This is a genomic window from Allokutzneria multivorans, from assembly GCF_039537405.1.
Lineage (GTDB): Bacteria > Actinomycetota > Actinomycetes > Mycobacteriales > Pseudonocardiaceae > Allokutzneria > Allokutzneria multivorans.
The window spans coordinates 149,854-168,867 of record NZ_BAABAL010000018.1; the positions used below are offsets into that span (position 1 = coordinate 149,854).

Sequence of the window (19,014 nt, forward strand, 5' to 3'; positions counted from 1 at the left end):
CACACCCGCTCATCACATTCCGTTACCGGCAGGTAATTACTCCGCGCACAGACGACAGCCGTCGACGCACCCACGAACTACCCATTGCCCACCCCGCGCCAGATCGTGAAGAAGCAGTCGGGCTCATCAGCGAAACCAGGCAGCCCCCGCGCGCTCGATCCGCTCACGAGCACGCCGCTCCGACGAGCAGACGCCGAGGAGCTTCAGGTCATCGCCCTCCTCGTCGTCACAGGCCAGCTCACCGTCAGCGTCGACGTGATCGACCGAGTCGTCCAGGTTCCTGGCGTGCCGAACGTGCCAGAGCAGGAAGACCTCCACCGGAGACCCCTCAGCCCCGAACGGCGACAGCCTCAACCTCGACCAGCTGGTCGTTGTAACCGAGCGCCGCGACACCCAACAACGTGCTCGGCGCATCGTGATCACCGAACGCCGCGCGCACGACCTCCCACACCGCCACCAGATCCGCCTGTTCCGACGACCGCACGTACACCGTCGACTTCGCCACCTGCCCCAACGACGAACCCGCGGCCCGCAGCGCCACCTCCAGGTTCTCCATCACCTGCCGCGCCTGCCCCGCGAAATCGCCGACCGCGACCGTCTCGCCCGAAGCGTCCAACGGACACGCACCCGCCGTGAACACCACACCCCGCGCCACCGACGCGTACGCGTACTCGGCCACATCACTCAGCTTCACACCACGAACAAGCTCAACACCCATGCCACGATCCTGCCGCCGACAGCAACCGGATTACTCGCCGACCAACCCGTCAGCGAACTCCCGCAACACATCCAGGTGCCCCACGTGCCGAGCCGTCTCCTGCACCACGTGCGCCAAGATCCACCGCACCGTCCGGTCCCCACCGACCTCGCGCAACGCCAGATCATCCGGACCCAACCCAGCCAACGCCTCCTCCGAGCGCACCCACTCCGCCTGATACGCCGACAACACCGCCTCGGGAGTGTCAGCGGGGGAGAGCCGGAACTCCGCGCACTCGTCCTCCGAGTCCCACAACAACGGCACGTCCAACCCACCACCGACACGCGACAGCCAGAACCGCTCCACAGCGGTCAAATGCTTCACCACGCCCAACAAGCTCATCAACGGCGACGTCGGCCACGGCGTCGCCGCAGCCTGCTCCGGCGTCGCACCCACCACCTTGTTCACCGCAGTGGCGCGCAAGAACGCCAAGAACTCCCACTGCAACCGCAACTCGTCCGCAGCGAGCTCCTTCGGCCACGATCGGGCAACACCGTCGAGCCCCCACACCTCATTCGCCATTCCGCCGAGGCTAGACCCGCCTAGAGTCGCCGGTATGACAGAAGACCTGGCCGACCGGCTCGACCGCGTCGAGAGCGAGCTGGCCATCCAGCGGCTCGTGCACGAGTACTGCCACGGCGCCGACAAGCAGGACCTGCGCCGCTTCACCGCCATCTGGCACGAGGACGCCGTCTGGGCGCCCACACCCGGCCGCCGCCACGACGGACTCGACGCCATCCGCACCGGCATCAAGGCCGAATGGCAGAAGTACCAACAGATGCACCACTGGACCGCCAACCTCGTCATCACCCTCGACGGCGACCGCGCCAGCGGCGAGTCCGACGCCGAAGTCTCCGTCCAGTTCCCCGACGGCTCTTGGGTCCGCGGCGGCGGCACCTACCGCGACGTCTACACCCGCCGCAACGGCATCTGGCGCATCACCTACCGCGAGATCTCCACGTCCTTCGACATCGACCGCCTCCCGCCAGGCGCCAGTTCACCCGCCTGATCCGCGCTCGACGAGCCGTATTCGTTCACCGCCGTGGGCATCCCGCGCATTCGCGATCTCATCAAAGCTTTGTCCGCCGCTCAGGACAGTAACCACCGTTGCCAGTTTGGTGGATAATTACTGTTATCCACCACTTGCGGATGGGGTTTGGTCGATTTCCACTAATCCCGCTCGGGGAGAGGGAGAATCGTCCCTCAATTCGCTTGGGCGCACATGCGCGCTTCCATGTCGGCGCCCGGACACCATGCCCATATGCGTCACTGTGACGAAATGAGGGAAGGTGTCCGGACGCCGGTGGGCGAGCCCCTTGAGGCCCTCCGGGGCGTTGGCTGCCCCAGGGCCCCGCTGCGCGCCATGGCAGCGAGACAACCGGCGGCGTTCACGGCGCGACGGCGATGCGTCACAACAGCGGCGCACGTAGCGTCAGCGAGCTGCGAGCCCAGAAGAATCCTGGCTGCACCAAGCGTTCTGCGGCCCCTCTCGGACACCGTTCTCGCAGGTCGGCAAAACGCCGATAATCTACATTATGTCAACTAGGCGTTCCAGGGTCTCCCGTGGAGCCCAGATGGCACTCCCTCACCTCAATCCTTGAAGTACGCGTGGCGCTCGTTGTCCAGACAGCTTCTGCGGCTGCTCGCTGACATGAGACCCCGTGCACTGGCGACGGGGCGTTCCCGCCCGGTTGATGTGAGGGGGCCTCGTGATCGGAGCGTCATGCTGACGACGCCTGGCGGGAACCGCGTGCCTGTCCCCCGTGTTCAGCCGGGTGTGAACCGTGACCGGAACGAACCTGGACGCTGATCATGGTTCGGGATAGTCGGGGGTTCGGGGTACCACGACCGGTCGGAGGCGATCACCGTGGACGAGGTCGAGTACGTGGAGCGGGCGGGTGCGGTCGGGCGGGCGTTCAGCCCGGCGGCTCCGATCATGGACCGGGATCTGTTCGCCGGGCGGAAGTCGCAGTTGCGGACGTTGACGGGGGTGGCGGCGCAGCGGGGCCAGCACGCGTTGATCTACGGGGAGCGCGGGGTCGGGAAGACGTCGTTGGCCCGGGTGACGCAGAACCTGTTGCCGGACTCGGTGGTGGCGCCGTACTACGTGTGCAATTCCGAGGACAGCTTCAAGTCGATCTGGACGGGGGTGTTCGAGCAGATCCCGATCCTGACGCAGGAGGGTCGGATGGGGTTCGGGCACTCGGCGCGGCGCGTGCTCCAGTCGGGGACGGATCTGTTGCCGGGGCGGGTGACGCCGCACTCGGTGGTGCGGGTGCTGGCGATGTTGTGCGAGAGCGTGTCGATCGTGGTGTTGATCGACGAGTTCGACCGGCCGAGGGATCAGCGGGTGCGGACGTTGATCGCGGACACGATCAAGATCCTGGCGGATCGGTCGATCGAGGCGACCGTGGTGCTGGTGGGTGTCGCGGACACGGTGGACGAGTTGGTGAGTGAGCACGCGTCGATCCAGCGGTCGTTGGTGCAGGTGCAGATGCCGCGGATGACCGACGAGGAGTTGCGGGAGATCGTGCGGCGGGGTGTGCGGGCGTTGTCGATGCAGGCGCAGCCGAAGTTCGTGGACGCGGTGGCGGAGATGTCGCAGGGGTTGCCGCACTACACGCACCTGTTGGGGCAGTACGGGACGACGCGGGCGTTGGAGGCCGGGCGGGAGCTGGTGAAGCGGGCGGACTTCGAGGACGCGTTGACCGATGCGTTGGACGCGGCGTCGCAGAGTGTGCGGGAGCGGTATCACCGGGCGACGCAGAGCAATCGGGAGACGTTGTACAAGGAGGTGTTGTTGGCGTGCGCGGTGGCGGAGAAGGACGATCTGGGGTCTTTCGGTGCCCCTGATGTGCGGGAGAAGTTGCGGTTGATCACGGGGAAGGCGTATGACATCCCGGCGTTCGCGGTGCACTTGAAGAACTTCTCGTCGGAGGGGTCGCGGGGTGGGATTCTGCAGCGGATCGGGACGTCTCGGCGTTTTCGCTACCGGTTCCGCGATCCCCTGTTGCCGCCGTACATCGTGATCAAGGGCCGCATCGAGAAGCTCGTCTAGCCCCGCCACCCCTCCCCTGGTTCGGGGCGGCTCGGCCTTGTCCTGTGGGTCTCGGGGTTTGTGGCGGTTGGCGATGATCGAGAAGGGGGTTTGGTGGTCTTGAAGACTGGCGAACCCCGGCGGCGCTGGGGTTGGGGCGCGTGACTGGCCGGACGGGCGGCTAGGGGCGGGTGCCGTGGACGAGGGTGGCGCCGAGGTCGTCGTCGTGGTGGGTGGCGGGGTGGAAACCGTTGGCGGTGAAGGCTTCGGCGGTGTGGGGGGCTTGGCGTCGGCTGGTTTCGATGATCAGGTGGCCGCCGGGGGCGAGCCAGTGGGGCGCTTCGGCGGTGATGCGGCGGTGGAGGGCGAGTCCGTCGGTGCCGCCGTCGAGTGCGACGCGGGGTTCGTGGTCTCGTGCTTCGGGTGGCATGAGCGCGAGGGCGTTGGTGGGGACGTAGGGGGCGTTGGCGACGATGAGGTCGACGCGGCCGCGCAGTGCGCTGGGCAGGGCGTCGTAGAGGTCGCCGTGGTGGACCGCTCCCCCGTGCGGGGTGATGTTGTGGTGGGCGCAGGCGGTGGCGGTGGGTTCGATGTCTGCGGCGTGGAGGTGGATGCGGGGTTCGGCGGTCGCGAGTGCCGCGCCGAGTGCTCCGGAGCCGCAGCAGAGGTCGAGGACGACGGCGCCTGGGCGCAGCAGTGGGATCGCGTGGTTGACGAGGTGTGAGGTGCGGCGTCGGGGGACGAAGACGCCGGGTGTGACGGTGATGCGGAGTCCGTGGAACTCGGCCCATCCGAGGATGTGTTCGAGTGGGAGTCCGGAGACGCGTTGCTCGACCATGGTGTCGAGGTGGGTGGTGTCGGTCGCGGCGGTGGTGAGCAGGTGTGCTTCGTCTTCGGCGAAGACGCATCCTGCCGCGCGGAGCCGGGTGGTGATCGCTTGGTGTGACATGCGGAGTGCCTTTCGGGGGTGTCCCACGGGCGCTCGCGTGTCCCCTAGGGCGTGGGGGTGGGGGTGAGCGCCCGTCCTGCTGGTGCGGACATGGGTTCCCACCTCCCTCGCGGGTGCTGGCGATCGGTCGGGCGTCACTCTACTTGAGCGAGGTGAGCATGCGGGTGAGCGCGGTCATGGTGGCGTCGCGGTCGGCGTCGGTGTTGCCGGACTGGGCGAGCCAGAGTGCGGCTTCGTTCATGGCGCCGGAGAGCAGGCGGGCGGCGGGTTCGACGGGTTGGCGCGGGATGGTGCCTGCGTCGATGAGGGTGGTGAGGGCTTCGGTGAGCAGGCGGGCCGAGGACTGTTCGTCGAGTGCGCGCCAGTCGTTCCAGCCGAGGACGGAGGGGCCGTCGATGAGCATGATGCGTTGGATGTCGGGGTGGGTGCTGGCGGTGAGGAAGGCGCGGCAGCCTTCGACGAGGTAGGTCCAGGGGTCGGGTTGGGCTTCTGCGGCGTGTTGGACCTGCTCCCCCACTTCGTTCTGGACGTCGGCGAGGACCTGGCGGAAGAGGACGGCTTTGCTGCTGAAGTGGTGGTAGAGGGCGCCTTTGGTGACGCCGGCGGCTTGGGCGATGGTTTCCAGGCCGACGTGGGCGTAGCCGTGTTCGGCGAAGAGGCGGCGTGCGGTGGTGCGCAGTGCGGCGCTGGTCTGTTCGCGTTGTTCGCGCTTGGTGGCCATGGGTGGCGCCCCCTGTTGACATACCGTCGGTCGGTTTCTTATGGTCGATAATACATACCGACAGTCGGTATTGTCGATCAGAGGCGGACACCATGGCTCTCACCAGCACCTATCCGGTGATCATGACGACCAAGCTGACCGAGACGCGGGACTTCTACGTGGAGCACTTCGGCTTCGAGGTGACCTTCGAGGCGGACTGGTACATCAGCCTCCAGCTCGACGGCTACGAGCTCGCGGTGCTCGACCCCGCGCACCCGACCATTCCCGACGGCTATGGCGCCCCGGTGGCCGGACTGCTGCTGAACTTCGAGGTCGACGACGTGGACGCCGAGTACGAGCGCCTGGTCACCGGGGCGGGCCTGCCGCTGGCGCGGTCGCTGCGCAGCGAGGCGTTCGGCCAGCGGCACTTCATCGTCGCCGACCCCAACGGCGTGCTGATCGACGTGATCACCCCGATCCCGCCGACCGGGGAGTTCGTCGAGCAGTACAGCGCGGAGGCCTTACCCCAGTGACCGCAGGTGGCGGCCGAACCACGCGATGAGACCGTCGTCGACGGCGCGGGCGTGCGGCAGCTGCGGGGCCGGCTCGATGCCGGGTTCCTCGGCGAGCGGGTGCGCCATGCCGGGGATCGACAGCAGCTCCGCGCGCTCCCCCATCGCCTCGGTGAGGGTGAGCGCGTCGGCGCGCAGCCCGGGGTGGTCCTGCTCGCCGCTGACGACCAGCAGCGGCGCGCGCTCGGCCAGGACGTCTGTCTTGGCGAGGAAGTCCAGGCTGTCCACTGCCTTGGTGGAGGCGGCGTCGTAGGGGTACTCGCCGGGGAACAGCTCGACGACCGAGCGCATGCGGATCGCGGCGTTCACCACTGCTCCGGCGAAGATCGGCGTCTGGGTGTCGGCGAGCACGCGCAGCGCGACGGCGCCGCCGAGGGAGCCGCCCAGCACGCCGATCGGGCCCTCGCCCACGGGCAGTTGCTCGCGGATCGAGGCGAGTGCGGCCGGGAACTCGCTCACGGCCTGCTCGACGAAGGGGTGCAGGTAGGCCATGAGCGGGTCCTTGTGCACCAGCTCCAGGGCCGCGTCCATGGAGCCGTTGACCATGCGCGCCCCGCACATCGGCATTCCGAGGTGCACTCGCCACGCGGGCAGGCCGTGCATCGGCAGCGCCGCGGCGAAGGCCGGGTCCGAGCGCGGTGCGTCGAGCATGTGCCAGGTGATGATCAGCGGCGCGGGGCCGCCGTCGGCCGGGCCGAGCGCGGTGAACGGCACGCCCGCCGCGGTGCCCGTGATCGGAGTCGTCATGCGGCCACCGTAGGAGCGCGAGTGCGCGATCGGTTCAGGTTCCGCCGTCAGCGCAACGGCCGCCCCGATTAGGGTGCTGGGATGGCTGGAAATCTGACGCGGGACGAAGCGCTGGAGCGCTCCCGTCTGCTCACCGTCGACTCCTACGCGGTCGAACTGGACCTGACCACCGGTCCGGAGCGCTTCTCCTCCACGACGGTGGCGCGCTTTCGCAGCTCGGAGAGCGGTGGCGAGGTGTTCTGCGACCTCGCCGACGCGGTGGTGCGCGAGGTGACGTTGAACGGCTCCCCCGTGGACCCCGCGCTCTACGACGCGGAGAAGGGGCGCATCCCGCTGACGGGGCTGGCCGAGGACAACGAGCTGCGCGTGGTCGCGGACTGCGCGTACTCGCGCTCCGGGCAGGGCCTGCACCGCTTCACCGATCCGGCCGACGGCGAGGTCTACCTCTACAGCCAGTTCGCCACCGCCGACGCGCAGCGGGTGTTCGCCTGCTTCGACCAGCCGGACCTCAAGGCCGCGTTCGCGTTCACCGTCACCGCGCCCGCGCACTGGGAGGTCGTCAGCAACACCGCCGTTTCTTCGGCCTCCACCGAAGGTGCGACTCGGCGGTGGAGCTTCCCGGCCTCCGAGCGGATCTCCACCTACCTCGCGGCGGTGTGCGCGGGGCCGTACCACGTGGTGGCCGATGAGGACTACGACGGGCGCATTCCCCTGCGGCTGCTGTGCCGGGCCTCGCTGGCCGAGCACTTGGACGCCGAGGCGATCTTCGACGTGACGCGGCGCGGGTTCGGCTTCTACGAGGGCGCCTTCGAGATGCGCTACCCCTTCGGCAAGTACGACCAGGTGTTCGTGCCGGAGTTCAACTTCGGGGCGATGGAGAACCCCGGCTGCGTGACCTTCCGCGAGCAGTACGTCTTCCGCTCGAAGGTCACCGATGCCGACTACGAGCGCCGGGCGACCACGATCCTGCACGAGATGGCGCACATGTGGTTCGGCGACCTCGTGACGATGCGGTGGTGGGACGACCTGTGGCTCAACGAGTCCTTCGCGACCTACGCGGCGTCGCTGGCGCTGGTGTCGGCGACGCGGTGGGACAACGGGTGGGCCAGTTTCGCCGACCGCTACAAGGGATTGGCCTACCAGGCCGACCAGTTCCCCTCCACGCACCCGGTGGTGGCCGACATCGTGGACATCACCTCGATGGAGGTGAACTTCGACGCGATCACCTACCACAAGGGCGCTTCGGTGCTGAAGCAGCTGGTGTCCTCGATCGGCCTGGAGGACTTCCTGGCGGGCCTGCGCCTGTACTTCCAGCGGCACGCCTGGGGCAACACGACGTTGGCGGATCTGCTGCGCGCGGTGGAGGAGAAGTCCGGGCGGGATCTGTCGACGTGGGCCGATCTGTGGCTGCGCACCTCGGGGCCGAACACGCTGCGCCCGGAGTTCACTGTCGACGGTGAAGGCCGGTTCAGCTCCTTCGCCATCGTGCAGACGGCGCCCGTGGACTACCCGACGTTGCGGCCGCACCGGATCGCGATCGGCTTGTACGACAAGGGACATCGGCAGCGGCGGGTGGAGCTGGAGATCTCCGGCGAGCGCACCGAGGTCGCGGAGCTGGTCGGGGTGGCGCGGCCGGAGCTGGTGCTGCTCAACGACGACGACCTCACCTACGCCAAGATCCGCTTCGACGACGAGTCGCTGGCGGCGATGCTCGGCGGGATCGGTGAGTTCGCCGATCCGCTGCCGCAGGCGGTGTGCTGGACGATCGCGTGGGACATGACTCGCGACGCTGATCTTTCCGCGCGCGACTACGTGCGGTTGGTGCTTTCCGGGGCGCCGTCGGTTGGTGTGTCGATCCTGCGGACGCTGCTCAATCAGGCGCGTTCTGCCGCGCAGCAGTACACCTCGCCGTCCACGCGGGCCGAGGTCGTGGGCGCGTTGGCCGACGGGGTGCTGCGCTTGGCGCGTGCCGCTGAGGCCGGTGGTGAGGAGCAGTTGGCCTACGTGCAGTCCTTCGCGTCGGTGGCGTGTTCGGCCGAGCAGTTGGACGTCGTGGCCGGGCTGCTCGACGGGTCGACTGTGCTGGACGGATTGACCGTGGACACCGATCTGCGCTGGTCGTTGCTGCGGCGCTTGGTCGTGCACGGGCGCGCGGGTGAAGCGGAGATCGATGCTGAGCTTCAGCGCGATGCGACCGCCAGTGGTGAGCGCAGTGCCGCGGAGTGCCGTGCGGCCGTGGCGACCGCGAAGGCTGCGGCGTGGGAGCGCGTGGTGTCGGGCGAGCTGTCGAACGAGATCCTGCGCTCGACGCTCGACGGCTTCCAGGATGTCGCGGACGCCCAGGTGCTGGCGCCCTACGCGCAGGAGTACTTCGCGGCGTTGCGGGCGGTGTCGGAGGTGTGGCCGACCGAGCTGACGCGTGTGCTGGCGAAGGCGGGCTACCCGTCCTCGGCGGTGTCGGAGGAGACCTTGGCCAGCACGGAGGCTTACCTCGCCGAGGCCGCTCCCCCGTGGTGGTTGCGGCGCCTGGTGCTCGAATGCGGTGACGAGCTCAAGCGCACGCTGCGCGCCCAGAACGCCTAGGCCCTGTCCTGTAAGTCGTCAGGTTCGCCGGTCTTCAAGACCACCCAACCCCCATCCCAGCCGTCTCCAACGACAGCTAACCCCTGCAAGGCCGCGGGGGTTTGCGGTGGTTAGCGATGATCAACAGGGGGGTTTGGTGGTCTTGAAGACACCCCAACCCCGGCGGCACCGTGACCGGAACACACAGCACAACCACTTACAGGACAGGCTCTAGCACCGTCAGCTGGAAGGAAGCGCCGTGTACGGGTTCATCGGGACGGGCGAGATCACCGCGGCGATCGTCGAAGGCTTGGGCGAGGCGAAGCCGGTCTTCGTCTCCCCGCGCGGACGGCACGTCGCACAGCAGCTGGCCGAGCGCTTCGAGCACGTGCAGGTGTGCGCCAGCAATCAGGAGGTGCTCGACAACGCCACCACGGTCGTGCTCGCCGTGCGGCCCGACATCGTCCAAGCGGTACTGGGCGAGCTGCACTTCCGCGCGGAGCACGTGGTGATCAGCGCGCTGGCCGGAGTGCGCCTGGAGCAGCTGCGCGTGTGGACCGCGCCCGCGCAGGTGGTGCGTGCCATCCCCCTCCCCCAAGCCGCGCGCCGACAGAGCTTGACGGTGCTCTACCCCGACCACGCCGCCGCGCGCGAGCTGTTCGCGCAGGTCGGCGGAGTGCTGACACCAAGCACCGAAGAGGCGTTGGAGGTCTTCAGCGCGGCCACGGCCACTTTCGCCGCGCACCTGGACTACCTCACGGCGATCGCGGCCTGGATGACCGAGCACGGAGTGGAGGCCGGAGCCGCGACCGCTTACACCGCACACATCTTCGGCCAGCTCGGGCAGTCCCTCGCGCAGCACACGGGGCCGCTGGCGGAGCTGACGGGCAAGCACATGACGCCGGGCGGGCTCAACGAGCAGTTCCTGGCCGAGCTGCGCGCGGACGGGCTGCCGGAGATGGTGCGCCGGGGCTTGGACAAGGTGCTGACGAGACTTGACCTCAACCGCGGTTGAGTTTCTAGCGTGATCACCATGAGCGACAACGACAAGGTCCTGGTGATCGGCGCGACCGGCAACGTCGGCGGGAACGTGGTGCGCGCGCTCCAGCAGCGCGGGGTCGGCGTCCGGGCACTGGTCCGCGACGCCGCCACGGCCGAGGTGCCGGACGGGGTCGAGCTGGCCGTGGGCGACCTGCACGACACCGCCAGCCTCACCAAGGCCGCCGACGGGACCGGCGCGGTGTTCCTGATGTGGCCGTTCCTGTCACCGGAAGGCATCGAAGCGGCCGTCGCGGCGCTCGGAACGCGGCGGCTGGTCTACCTGTCCTCCTTCGGCGTGAACGACGGCGCCGACGAGCAGAGCGACCCGATCAACCAACTGCACTTCACCGTCGAGCGCGCGATCCGGGCGTCGAAGGCGGAGTGGACGATGCTGCGCGCGGGCACCTTCGCCGCCAACGCGCTCGGGTGGGCCGAGGAGATCCGCGCCAGCTCCACCGTCCGCGAGGCCCACGGCGGCGCGGCGCGCGCGGTGGTGCACGAACGCGACCTCGCCGCGGTCGCCGCGAAGGTCCTGGTGGAGGACGGGCACGTGGGCGCGCGCTACGTGCTGACCGGCCCGGAGCCGGTCACTCAGGCCGAGCAGGCGCGGATCATCGGCGAGGTCATCGGCCGCGACGTGCGCTTCGAGGAGCTGAGCCCGGCCGCGGCGCGGCAGCGGATGATCGACCACGGGTGGCCGGTGGAGTTCGCCGACGGGCTGCTCGGCGCCTGGGACGGCTTCGAACGCCAGCCGGCGCTGGTCTCCCCCACCGTCACCGAGCTGATCGGGACCGCGCCGCTGTCCTTCCGGGACTGGGCCCGCGACCACGCGCGCGAGTTCGCCGCCTGAGCCCTGGGGGCTAGCACTTGGGCAGGCGCCTCCTGAGGGCGCGCTTGGGTTTGTCCGGCGGTGGCACGTCGAAGGCCACCGCCGGGTCCCGGTCGGGCGGGCCCGCCATGAGCCACTGGCCCCAGCCCTTCATGTCGTAGTAGGAGTACCAGAGGCCGTCCTCGCCCAGGCGCAGCTGCCTGCGCTGGCCGGTGAAGGTGAAGTGGTTGCACGGCTCGCCCCACTCCTTGCCCACCTCGAACTCACCCAGCTCAGCGGCTTCCAGCGCGGCCCGCGCCTTGGCCAGCTCCGTCGGGGTGAGCTTGCGCTTCTCCTTCTCCACCGCCAGGCCCGCGCGGCCGCCGAGGCGCCAGGCCGCCGCGGTCTCGTGCGAGCCCAGGTGGTCGGCGATCAGCTCCGGGTAGAGCACCGACAGGCGCACGTTGTCCTGGTACATCTCGATCCACGGCGTCGGTTCGGCGTTGACGAGGTCGCCCAGCAGGTCGCGGGCCTGCCACACCGCGTTGGCGAACATGCGCGGCACCAGGAAGTCCGGCAGTCCGGGCGGGGGCTCGATGTCCACCACCGGGTAGGGGCCGGTGGGCGGCTCGGCGGAGATCTCCGGCAGCGGCCCGGGCTCGCGCTTGTAGGCGGCGGCGATCGAGGTGCCGCGGCGCGGCCGGGCGCGCGGGCGCTTGCGCGAGCTCAGCCGCCGGGTCAGTTCCTGCTGGTCCATGCCGCGCAGGAGCATCAGCAGGAACGGTTCGGCATCCAGCAGCCACGACACCTGGTAGCTCAGCGCGGCCGCGTGCTTGCACGGGATCTCGTAGCCCATGGAGCAGTCGCACTCCGGCTCCAGCTCGGACGGCAACGGCACCAGCGGCAGCCCGGCCTCGGCCAGCTCGGTGATCAGCTCCCCGGACAGCTCGCCGTCCAGCAGCGCCGCGACGTGCCCGGCGCGGGCGGAGATCTGTTCCAGCACCAGTTCCCACGCGCGGTCGGTCATCGTCGGGAGCTCGATCAGCGTGCCCAGCAGCTCGCCGCCGTCGCCGATCTCGGCGCGCACCAGGCCGGGGCTGAGGGTGATCGGGCCGATGACGCCGGTGTGGGCGAGCTTGCGCCCGTCCTTGAGCGGTTGTTCGTCGACGGCCACGTCCTCCATGGCCGCGTTCCACGCCCTGCCCCAGGAGGTGGCGGCGATCGGGCCGAGCTTGCGCGGGATGCGGCCGAAGGAGGGGAACCCGCGTGCGGCGGTTCTCATCGGGCGCTCCTCAGCTCGACCAGGTTCGCCAGCTCCACGTCGCTCAGCTCGGTCAACGCCGACTCGCCGCCGCTGAGCACCGCCTCGGCCAGCTCGCGCTTGGCGGTGAGCATCTCGGCGATGCGGTCCTCGATCGTGCCCTCGGAGACGAAGCGGTGCACCTGCACCGGCCGGGTCTGGCCGATGCGGTAGGCGCGGTCGGTGGCCTGCTCCTCCACCGCCGGGTTCCACCAGCGGTCGAAGTGCACGACGTGATCGGCGCGCGTCAGGTTGAGCCCGGTGCCCGCGGCCTTGAGCGACAACAGGAACACCGGGATCTTTCCGTCCTGGAAGTCCTTGACCAGCTCATCGCGGGCGGCCACCGGGGTACCGCCGTGCAGCAGCCGCGCCGACACCCCGCGCGCGGCCAGGTGCGACTCCAGCAACCGGGCCATGGCGACGTACTGGGTGAACACCAGCACCGATCCGCCCTCGGCGAGGATCGTGGCCAGCAGCTCCTCGAGCAGGTCGAGCTTGCCCGAGCGCCCGGCCAGCCGGGAGGCGTCCTCGGCGAGGTAGTGCGCGGGGTGGTTGCACACCTGCTTGAGCGAGGTCAGCAGCTTGATGATCAACCCGCGCCTGGTCATCCCGCCCACCTCGGCGATCTCGGCCATCGTCTCGCGCACCACCGCCTCGTAGAGCGCGGCCTGCTCCTTGGTCAGCGGCACCGAGTGGTCGGTCTCGGTCTTCGGCGGCAGCTCGGGCGCGATCCCCGGATCGGACTTGCGCCGCCGCAGCAGGAACGGCGCGATCAGCCGGGCGAAGCGCTCGGCAACCGCCTGGTCGCGCTCGCCCTCGATCCGCTTGGCCCACCGCCCCCGGAAGGCGCTCAGCCCGCCCAGCAGCCCGGGGGTCGTCCAGTCCAGGATCGCCCACAGCTCGGCCAGGCTGTTCTCCACCGGCGTACCGGTCAGCGCCACGCGCGCGGCCGAGGGGATCTCCCGCAGCGCCTTCGCCGTGCTGGAGCGGTGGTTCTTCACGTGCTGGGCCTCATCGGCCACGACCAGGTCCCACTCGTGCGCGGCCAGCAGCTCGGAGTCCAGCCGCATCGTCCCGTAGGTGGTCAGCACGAACCCGCCGTCGGCGCCGTCGAGGGTGCGGTTGCCGCCGTGGAAGCGCCGCACGGGCGTGCCGGGGGCGAAGCGGGCGATCTCGCGCTCCCAGTTGCCCATCAGCGAGGCCGGGCACACCACCAGCGTGGGCGCGGTGGCCGCGCGGTGCAGGTGCAGCGCGATCACCGTGATCGTCTTGCCCAGGCCCATGTCGTCGGCCAGGCACGCGCCCAGCCCGAGCGAGCTCATCCTGTCCAGCCACCGCAGACCGCGCAGCTGGTAGTCGCGCAGCTTCGCCTGCAACGCGGCGGGCTGCTCGATCGCGCCGTCCCCGGCGGTGCCATCGGCGGTGACATCGGCGTCGGGGACGGCGATCCGCTCGCGCAGGGCCTCCAGCCAGCCGGTCGTGGCGACCGGGACCAGCGCGCCGTCGACCTCCGCCGTGCCGGTCAGAGCGGCGCCGAGCGCGGCGACCGGGGGCAGCGACTTGATCTTGCGGTTGCGGGCCTTCGCCGCGAGCGCCGGATCGACCAGCACCCACTGGTCGCGCAACCGCACGACCGGCCGGTGCGCCTCGGCGAGCTGGTCCATCTCCTCCGGCGTCAGCGGCGTGTCGCCGAGCGCGAGCCGCCAGTTGAAGCTCAACGGCCTGCCGCGGCCGAAGAAGGCGGCCATGTCCTTGGGCTGGCGCTTGGCGTCACCGACCACGGTGTGCGCGCTCAGCTCGCGGGCCAGCTCCTTCGGCCAGTGCACGTCCACACCGACCGCGCCCAACCGCGCCGCGCCGACGCCGAGCAGGTCCACGACCTCCTCGTCACCCAGCTCCAGCTCGTCGGGGACCGAGGACGCGAGCAGGCTCTCCAGCGGAGTCCACGCGCGCGCGGCTCGGCGCACGGCGAGCATCACGTCCACGTGCGCCTGCGCGCCGAAGGGGTGGTCGGGGTCGGCCCACAGCCGCGCCGCGTCGGCCACCAGGGAGGAATCGCCGAGGCTGTGCACCTGCACGACCGCGTGGAAGCGACCGCGCTCGTAGTCGCCGCTCGCGACCTCCACGCGCAGTGACACCCGCAGTCCGTCATCGCGCCCGGCAGCGATCTCGTTGGCCCATTTCCGCAGCTGCGGGACCTTGCGGGCCTCGCTGGGGCGGAACGGCGGGCCCTTGGCGAACTCGTGCTTGCCGGAGACGAAGATCGACGCCGCGGTGCGCGGGAGCCCGTCGGCGACCGCGTCCAGGAACCCGCGCAGCAACGGCTCGGCGGCGGGCAGCTCCGCGGACTCGGTCGGCGTGGCGCGCGCCTCGGCGGGCATCGCGTCGGCGAGCTGGCGCACCTGCGCGAGGTCCTCGCTGGTGAGCTGGGCGATCCGCCACGCGTCGTTGTCGTCGTCGGTCACCCATGGCAGCACCCGGCCGCGCGCGGTGAACTGCAACGCCAGCACGGCCGCCGTGCCCCAGAAGCGGGTCGCCGGGTGCGCCGCCACGGCCGAGCGCGCGCGGGTGAGCACCGGGACGGACTCGGCGACGTAGAGCCGCCGCGCCGGGACGGTGTCGATCTCCCCGGTCGGCAGGCCGACGGTGAGCGTGCCGGGTTCGCCCAGCTCAGGGGGCTCGGAGCCGTCCGGGCACCAGAACGCCATCTGGCTCGACCTCGGCGGGTCGACCGGTTCGAACACCACGGCGCAGCGGCTGAGTTCCGCGATCTGCGCGGCGGTCAGGTTGAGCAGGCTGGACTGGTGGGAGCGGGTCACACCCTCGCCTTCCGCATTCCGTTCACGATCAGTGCCAGACCGCGCTCGAAGCGCTCGTCCGGCTTCTCGAAGAGTCCTTCGCCGGCGGCCTGGGCCAGGGGCAGCTCGTCACCGACGCGCTCGGCGCGCGCCCGCGGGTCGTAGCGCGGGTCGTCGGTGCTGGCCTGCTCCTCCACGGCGTGGCCGGTGGCGTAGCAGTGCACGGTCATCAGCCCGGCGACTGCCTCGGCCAGGGAGAAACCGGCGTCGGTGACCACGCGCAGCGCCTGCTCCTGTCCTTTGTAGACATCGGTTCGGGTGAGGTAGGTGCCGCTGAAGACCTTGGCGCCGTCGCGGTGGCTCAGCAGTGCCCCGCGCAACGCCCGACCGTAGTTGACCAGCAGCTCCGCCCAGTCCTCACCGTACTCCGCGGCACCGACAGCCTCGGCGAGCACGGTGCTGGCCATCTCGTCGACCAGCTCCTGCTTGTTCTTGAAGTGCCAGTACAGGGCGGGGGCCTGGACGTTGAGCTCGGTGGCGATGCGGCGCAGCGTCAGGTTGTCGATGCCGACCTCGTCCAGCACACGCAGCGCCGTGCGCACGACGGTGTCGCGGTCCAGGGCCATCCGGCGTCCTCGCAGTCGTGGTCACGGGCTCGGGGCTTGACACCTTAACAGCATTCAAGTAACCCTTAACGACGTTAAATTTAATGACGTTAAGGAGCTGTCGTGATCCTCATCGCCGGAGCCGGGCCCACCGGCCTCACCCTCGCGATCGACCTCGCCCGGCGTGGCGTCGACGTCCGCGTCATCGACAAGGCCGGCCACCACTTCGTCGGCTCGCGCGGCAAGGGCCTGCAACCCCGCACCCTCGAAGTACTGGCCGATCTGGGCGTGCTGGAGGAGGTCCTCGCCTCGGGCTGCCCCTACCCGCTGCTGCGCGTGCACGGCCCAGACGGGCACGCCGACCGTTCGATGCACGAGGACGACGCCGCCAAGCCCTGGATGCTCGGCCAAGGCGAGTTCGAGGCGATCCTGCGCGCCAAGCTCGCCACCTACGGCGTGCACGTCGAACTCGGCCGCGAACTGACCGGCTTCACCCAGAATGACGACGGCCTCACCGCCACGGTCAACGACACCGAGATCCACGCGGACTACCTCATCGGCGCCGACGGCGGGCACAGCTTCGTGCGCAAGCACCTCGGCCTCGCCTTCCACGGCCACCCCGTCGAGGAGATGCGCATGGTCATCGCCGACGTCACCTCACGCGGACTGGACCGCGAGCGCTGGCACATCTGGCCCCAGGCGAAGCCCACCATGATCGGCATCTGCCCCCTGCCCGGCGCGCCCGACCGCTTCCAGCTCATGATCGGCCTGCGCCCGGACGAGCACCCCGACCTCACGGCGTCACTGCTCGATCCCGCGAGCGAATCTTCGGCGGACTACCTGCGCAACGCACTCCACGAGCGCACCGGCCGCACGGACGTCACCCTCACCGACCCCACGTGGACCTCGGTCTACCGCTCCAACGCGCGCATGGTCGACACCTACCGCGTCGGCCGCGTCCTGCTCGCCGGAGACGCCGCGCACGTGCACCCACCCACCGGCGGCCAAGGCCTCAACACCGGCGTGCAGGACGCCTACAACCTCGGGTGGAAGCTCGCCGCAGTCCTCAACGGCTCACCGGATGTTCTGCTGGACACCTACGAGGAAGAACGCCTGCCCATCGCCGCCAGCGTGCTCGGGCTCAGCACCGACCTGCTCGGCAAGAACGTCCGCGGCGAGGCCGACGGCTTCAAGCGCGGCAAGGAAACCCAGCAGCTGCACCTCACCTACCGAGGCAGCTCCCTCGCGCGCGGCGAGCACGGCGGCGACCGCGTCCCCGCGCCCGTCCACGGCCCGGACTTCACGCTGCTCACCCTCGGCACCGGGCACGAGCTGCGCGAGCACTACGGCTGCGAGTACGTCCTGGTCCGCCCCGACCGCCACGTCGCGATCAGCACCGACGACCTCGACGAGGTGACCGAGTACCTGCGGCACCTAAGGCTGCACCTTCGCCCATTGGCAGCACGCGAACCGCAGGCCAGCCTGGGGGCATGAAGATCACGGCCCTCTCCCTCGCCACCACACTGCTGCTGTTCACCGGGACCGCGCACGCCGGAGTGCGCCAGTTCCAGGACGGCTTCGAGGGCTCCCCCGCGACCAAGTGGCGCGCGGTCAACCACGCCGGGTTCGACTACAACATCGGCAACGCCAGGACCGGCCAGAACAACGCGTGGCTGCACACCGGCAACTCGCTGGGCAACGCCTCCGTCGACATCAACGTCGCGACCGGCACCAACGGGCCGAGCATCTGCACCGCCCGCATCTACGCCAACGCGCTCAACAACCGCAGCACCGAGATCGACCGTGTCGTCGTCACCGACTCCGAAGGCCACCTCTACACGACCATGCACGCGTCCCTGCACTACGGCAGCGGCTACGAGCCCATCACCGTCGACGTCGACATCCAGGGCTACAAGACGCTGAACTTCCGCTACGAGATCCAGGACAACAACCGGGGCTTCGACGGCGAGTGGGTCCGGCTGGACGACTTCACCCTCCAGTGCGCGTACTGATCCGACCCCGTAGTTCCATCGCGGTGCGCACCCGGCCCTGAGCCAGCTCCCGCGCCGCCACGTGCGTCGTGCACCGCCGACGAGCCGCCTCGGCCAGCACCAGCTCGGTGTTGGCGCGCAGCTTCGCCGAGATCGTCGCGAAGATCTCGGCGGGCTCCGGGCGGAACGCGGAGTAGCGCGCGTCCATCGCGAAGCCCGCCGCCACCACACCACCGGCGTTGGCCACGAAGTCCGGCACCACCGCGATCCCGCGCTCGGCCAGCACCTGCTGCGCGGCGGGCGTGGTCGGCAGGTTCGCGCCCTCCACCACGAGCCGGGCCTTGACCTGCCCGGCCAGCTCCTCGGAGATCACGTCCTGCACCGCGGCGGGCACCAGCACCTCCGCGTCCACCAGCAGTTCCTCGCCCGAGGCCAGCACCGTGCCGCCGTAGGAGCGCACCACCGCGTCCCCGTGCTCCGCGCGCAGCTCCAGCAACCGCGCGAGGTCCAAACCGGACGGATCGTGCAGCACACCCTCCACAGTGGACACCGCGACCACCGACGCGCCCAGCTCAGCGAAGCGCCTGGCCGCCGCCCAGCCGACCGCGCCGAAGCCCTGCACCGACACCCGCGCCCCGGCCAACGGCACCCCGATCACCGCCGAGGCCGCGCACGCCGTCTCCGCCACGCCGAACCCGGTCACGCCCAGCTCGTCGTAGGGCACTCCGCCCAGCTCAGCGGGCGTTCCGACGGCCGCTCCGCGATCACCGAGCTCGTCCTGCACGATCGCCGCATCACGCTCGGTCAAGCCCATGTCCAGGCCCAGCACGTACTCGCGCGGGACCTCGTTCGACAGCCGCCGCACGAACGCCCGCAGCGCCGCCTCCTTGTCCGGCGAGGCCGGGTCGAAGCGGATACCGGCCTTCGCGCCGCCGTAGAAGAGGTCGACCCCGGCCCACTTCCACGTCATCACCCGAGCCAGGCGCGCCACCTCGGCCACCGACACCGTCGGGCTCATCCGCGTGCCGCCCTTGCCCATGCCGCGCGCGGTGTTGTCGATCACCAGCGCTCCGCGCATCCCGGTGCGCGAGTCCGACACGACGACGACCTTCTCCGGGCCCCACTCGTCGATCAGCTCGAACACGGC

18 protein-coding genes are annotated in these 19,014 nt (G+C 70.0%); 8 read left to right on the forward strand and 10 right to left on the reverse strand.

From position 1 onward, the window contains the following. Positions 1-126: 126 nt before the first annotated feature. From ABD798_RS24725 to ABD798_RS24735, 3 genes are read right to left on the reverse strand one after another with little or no spacing between them, the layout of a single operon-like run. Positions 127-318, reverse strand: a complete 192-nt coding sequence (locus tag ABD798_RS24725) for a hypothetical protein (protein WP_344879155.1) — start codon at positions 316-318, stop codon at positions 127-129. A gap of 10 nt (positions 319-328) precedes the next feature. Next, entirely contained in the window at positions 329-718 is a 390-nt protein-coding gene (locus tag ABD798_RS24730) for a RidA family protein (RefSeq protein WP_344879159.1), read from the reverse strand. Between the two features lie 30 nt (positions 719-748). After that, entirely contained in the window at positions 749-1,279 is a 531-nt protein-coding gene (locus ABD798_RS24735) for a DinB family protein (RefSeq protein ID WP_344879162.1), read from the reverse strand. A 34-nt stretch (positions 1,280-1,313) separates the two neighbouring features. Here ABD798_RS24735 and ABD798_RS24740 point away from each other — a divergent pair, with 34 nt between their 5' ends. Continuing rightward, entirely contained in the window at positions 1,314-1,766 is a 453-nt protein-coding gene (locus ABD798_RS24740) for a nuclear transport factor 2 family protein (protein ID WP_344879165.1), read from the forward strand. Between the two features lie 858 nt (positions 1,767-2,624). Continuing rightward, positions 2,625-3,815: an ATP-binding protein gene (locus ABD798_RS24745; protein WP_344879169.1), complete on the forward strand. Its 1,191-nt coding sequence runs from the start codon at positions 2,625-2,627 to the stop codon at positions 3,813-3,815. A gap of 160 nt (positions 3,816-3,975) precedes the next feature. On the opposite strand, the gene ABD798_RS24750 is transcribed toward ABD798_RS24745, so the two are convergent. Then, on the reverse strand, positions 3,976-4,743 hold the full coding sequence (locus tag ABD798_RS24750; protein WP_344879172.1) for a putative protein N(5)-glutamine methyltransferase: 768 nt from the start codon (positions 4,741-4,743) through the stop codon (positions 3,976-3,978). Between the two features lie 139 nt (positions 4,744-4,882). Next, the gene (locus tag ABD798_RS24755; RefSeq protein WP_344879175.1) at positions 4,883-5,464 is read right to left on the reverse strand and encodes a TetR/AcrR family transcriptional regulator; all 582 of its coding nucleotides are present in this window, start codon (positions 5,462-5,464) and stop codon (positions 4,883-4,885) included. Positions 5,465-5,556: 92 nt separating this feature from the next. Between ABD798_RS24755 and ABD798_RS24760 the strand changes: the two genes are divergently transcribed. After that, positions 5,557-5,976 (forward strand): VOC family protein, encoded by a 420-nt coding sequence (locus tag ABD798_RS24760; protein WP_344879178.1) that lies wholly within the window; start codon positions 5,557-5,559, stop codon positions 5,974-5,976. Here the strand turns inward: ABD798_RS24760 and ABD798_RS24765 are convergent. Further along, positions 5,965-6,762, reverse strand: a complete 798-nt coding sequence (locus ABD798_RS24765) for an alpha/beta hydrolase family protein (RefSeq protein ID WP_344879180.1) — start codon at positions 6,760-6,762, stop codon at positions 5,965-5,967. The two genes, ABD798_RS24760 and ABD798_RS24765, sit on opposite strands and share 12 nt — an antisense overlap. Positions 6,763-6,843: 81 nt before the next feature. On the opposite strand from ABD798_RS24765, the gene pepN reads away from it, so the two are divergent. The 3 genes from pepN (at position 6,844) to ABD798_RS24780 (ending at position 11,215) form a co-directional block, all read left to right on the forward strand. Then, a complete protein-coding gene (gene pepN / locus ABD798_RS24770; RefSeq protein WP_344879184.1) occupies positions 6,844-9,345 on the forward strand; it encodes an aminopeptidase N in 2,502 nt (833 codons plus the stop codon). Positions 9,346-9,583: 238 nt separating this feature from the next. Continuing rightward, positions 9,584-10,339 carry an NAD(P)-binding domain-containing protein gene (locus tag ABD798_RS24775; RefSeq protein ID WP_344879187.1) on the forward strand — a complete coding sequence of 252 codons (756 nt, stop codon included), beginning with the start codon at positions 9,584-9,586 and terminating at the stop codon, positions 10,337-10,339. An 18-nt stretch (positions 10,340-10,357) separates the two neighbouring features. Further along, complete coding sequence (locus tag ABD798_RS24780) at positions 10,358-11,215, forward strand: NmrA family NAD(P)-binding protein (RefSeq protein ID WP_344879190.1); 858 nt, start codon at positions 10,358-10,360, stop codon at positions 11,213-11,215. A 10-nt stretch (positions 11,216-11,225) separates the two neighbouring features. Here the strand turns inward: ABD798_RS24780 and ABD798_RS24785 are convergent, their stop codons facing one another. The 3 genes from ABD798_RS24785 to ABD798_RS24795 form a co-directional block, all read right to left on the reverse strand. After that, positions 11,226-12,455 (reverse strand): SWIM zinc finger family protein, encoded by a 1,230-nt coding sequence (locus ABD798_RS24785; RefSeq protein WP_344879193.1) that lies wholly within the window; start codon positions 12,453-12,455, stop codon positions 11,226-11,228. Beyond that, positions 12,452-15,181 (reverse strand): DEAD/DEAH box helicase, encoded by a 2,730-nt coding sequence (locus ABD798_RS24790; RefSeq protein ID WP_344880959.1) that lies wholly within the window; start codon positions 15,179-15,181, stop codon positions 12,452-12,454. The genes ABD798_RS24785 and ABD798_RS24790 overlap by 4 nt, the downstream gene beginning before the upstream one ends. Before the next feature lie 107 nt (positions 15,182-15,288). Continuing rightward, positions 15,289-15,897 (reverse strand): TetR/AcrR family transcriptional regulator C-terminal domain-containing protein, encoded by a 609-nt coding sequence (locus ABD798_RS24795; RefSeq protein WP_344879196.1) that lies wholly within the window; start codon positions 15,895-15,897, stop codon positions 15,289-15,291. A gap of 102 nt (positions 15,898-15,999) precedes the next feature. On the opposite strand from ABD798_RS24795, the gene ABD798_RS24800 reads away from it, so the two are divergent. After that, on the forward strand, positions 16,000-17,370 hold the full coding sequence (locus tag ABD798_RS24800) for an FAD-dependent monooxygenase (protein ID WP_344879199.1): 1,371 nt from the start codon (positions 16,000-16,002) through the stop codon (positions 17,368-17,370). Next, positions 17,367-17,888, forward strand: a complete 522-nt coding sequence (locus ABD798_RS24805; RefSeq protein ID WP_344879202.1) for a hypothetical protein — start codon at positions 17,367-17,369, stop codon at positions 17,886-17,888. The genes ABD798_RS24800 and ABD798_RS24805 overlap by 4 nt, the downstream gene beginning before the upstream one ends. Here the strand turns inward: ABD798_RS24805 and ABD798_RS24810 are convergent. Continuing rightward, the gene (locus tag ABD798_RS24810) at positions 17,866-19,011 is read right to left on the reverse strand and encodes a Glu/Leu/Phe/Val family dehydrogenase (RefSeq protein WP_344879205.1); all 1,146 of its coding nucleotides are present in this window, start codon (positions 19,009-19,011) and stop codon (positions 17,866-17,868) included. The two genes, ABD798_RS24805 and ABD798_RS24810, sit on opposite strands and share 23 nt — an antisense overlap. Positions 19,012-19,014: the final 3 nt, after the last annotated feature.